Source organism: Haladaptatus sp. (assembly GCF_049589095.1).
In the GTDB taxonomy this organism is placed as follows: Archaea; Halobacteriota; Halobacteria; order Halobacteriales; family Haladaptataceae; genus Haladaptatus.
Genome location: NZ_JBAWAC010000261.1, coordinates 1 through 2,332 on the forward strand (window position 1 = coordinate 1; position 2,332 = coordinate 2,332).

Below are 2,332 nucleotides of genomic sequence, written 5' to 3' on the forward strand. Positions count from 1 at the left end.
GTCGGTGCATCCTCGTACGGTTCGAGGTCGATGGTTTCGACGACCTCGTCCGACCTCGTGTCGATGACGGAGACGGTGTCGGCGTTGCCGGACGAGGTGTAGACGTGCGAGCGAGTCGGACTGCGGAGAACGTCGTTTGGCCGTCCGCCGACCTGGATCGTCTCCGCGACTTCGAGGTCGTCGGTGTCGACGACCGAAAGCGTGTCCGCACCCCAGTTCGAGACGTACGCTTTCTTCCCGTTTCGGGAGAGTTCGACCGTGTACGGCTTGTTGCCGACGGAGATGGATTCGATGACCTCCTCGCGACACAGGTCCACGACGGCGACGGCGTTGTTCAGGTTCGTGGCGACGTACAGTCGTGCCCCGTCGGGCGAAACCGTCAGCCCTGCCGGGAAGACCTGTTCGTCCTCAGGGGCGATACGAATCGGATCCCGTTCGGTTAGCGTACCGTCCGCAGTGGAGTAAACGCGAATCTTGTTGTTCGTCCCCGCGGAGGCGTACAGCGTCCGATTCGACGCGAACTCGACGCCGACGAACAGCGCTTCGGGTGACTCGTAGGTGATGGTATCGACGACTTCGTTGGACGCAACGTCCACCAGCATCATCGACTGGACGCCCTGCCCGTCGTTCGAGACGGCGAGGTACTTCCCGTTCGGACTGAGCGCCATGCCCATCGGTCGATCACCGACTTCGGTTTGCTTCCCTGCAGGCGTGAGTGACCATCCGGGAGCGTGCGGAACGAACCCCTCACCTGGGGTCCCATCCCCTTCCGTATCGTTACCCGAGTCGCCGTTCTCGTCGGCCGTCGCGATACTCTTCCTCGCGCCGAGTGCCCCGAAGAGGAGGCTCGACCCTGCGCCCGCTTTCAGTACGCCCCGCCGTGTGAACCGCGTGCTTGGCTTCACGTCCGGCGAGTGATTGCTTCGGAGGGTATAATTTTATATTTTCGTTATATAAATCTATGGTGGCCATTTTCAGATATGTGCATGCAGTGGACGGACTGACTGATTGTCATGCCGTTCCTGCTTGCAAATGCGGCGAGTACACTTAACCCGGTTTTGTCCGTAGTATTGCGGGCAATGGGAAGCCTTCACTTCGATTACGACGGCGAGACGATCATCGTCACGGGTGCGAGTTCGGGTATCGGTCGCGCGATTGCCCTCCGGTTCGGCGAGGCGGGGGCGACCGTCATCAACGCCGACGTGCGCGAGGAGCCGAAATCGGACGGCGAACCCACCCACGAGAAGATTCGGGACGAACACGAGGGAAGCGCCGAGTTCGTGGAGACCGACGTGTCCAAGCCCAGCGAACTGGAGGCCGTGGTCGAGGCCGCCCGCGACTACGGCGGCGTGGACGTCATGGTCAACAACGCCGCGATGCAGCACAGCGAGGATTTCCTCGACGTGGACCAGGAGGACTTCGACGAGCTCCACCACACCAACATCCGGGGCTACTTCTTCGGCATTCAGGCCGCCGCCAAGGACATGATCGACCGCGAGGAGCCAGGGAGTATCGTCAACACCGCCTCCATCAGTTCCGAGGTCGCTCAGCACGATCAAGTCCAGTACGATTCCACGAAGGGCGCGATAAAGATGATAACGCGCGGTACGGCGCTCGAACTTGCCGAACACGACATCCGCGTCAACGCCGTCGCCCCCGGTCAGATCGCCACCGAGTTCACCGAGGGGTGGAGCGACGAAGCCGAGGACGCCGCCGGTGAAGGCGGCTTCATCAAGCCGGTCCCGTTGGGTCGGGCGGGCTACCCCGTGGACATCGCCGGTCCCGCTTTGTTCCTGGCCAGCGAGGACGCGGACTACATCACCGGTGAGCTGTTGTACATCGACGGCGGCTGGACAGCGATCTGAAAGGGAGTTTGGAGGCGGGAAGAGTTGTGGTAGAAACCCTGATTTGCGCGCGAGTTTTTCGGATTCTCCGTGGTATTCGTGATGGATCGTATCCCTTAGCCCGGCTAACCGAGCGGCGCGCGGGGCAGCAGGCCCGAGGCCAGCGAGGTTTCGAAGAAACCTCTGGGTGAGTAGCGCGGAGCGCCGTTCCGCGGACAGTCGAGCGGGCACGGCCCGCGAGACGACGGTGTAATTGCCGAACAACGCTCGGCAGTCAGCCAGACGAAGTCTGGCGAAATTGCCAAGCTTTGCTTGACGGTCAGCCGGACTAAGTCCGGCAAAACCGTGAACCAGCGGTCGGCCGAGGGCCTCGAAAATCGGAGATTTTCGGGAGCTCGCAGGACTTTCGGTCCTGCGGCCCTCGTCGTCGCGTTGCGACGACTCAGTGAGACGAACGCTTCGCGATCGTAACCAGCCTGACTGGCTAT

General features: G+C 61.9%; 2 protein-coding genes. One reads left to right on the forward strand and one right to left on the reverse strand.

What is annotated here, in order from left to right; translation table 11 throughout:
• Positions 1-905: YncE family protein (locus tag WBV42_RS08515; RefSeq protein WP_423985647.1), on the reverse strand; the 905-nt coding region annotated here is incomplete at its 3' end.
• A gap of 174 nt (positions 906-1,079) precedes the next feature.
• Here WBV42_RS08515 and WBV42_RS08520 point away from each other — a divergent pair.
• Positions 1,080-1,865, forward strand: a complete 786-nt coding sequence (locus tag WBV42_RS08520) for an SDR family NAD(P)-dependent oxidoreductase (RefSeq protein ID WP_423985648.1) — start codon at positions 1,080-1,082, stop codon at positions 1,863-1,865.
• The last annotated feature ends 467 nt before the right edge of the window (positions 1,866-2,332 follow it).

Bases quoted from the DNA above. Each gene is read 5' to 3' on its own strand.
- WBV42_RS08520 (WP_423985648.1), top strand. From the start codon at position 1,080: ATGGGAAGCCTTCACTTCGATTACGACGGCGAGACGATCATCGTCACG.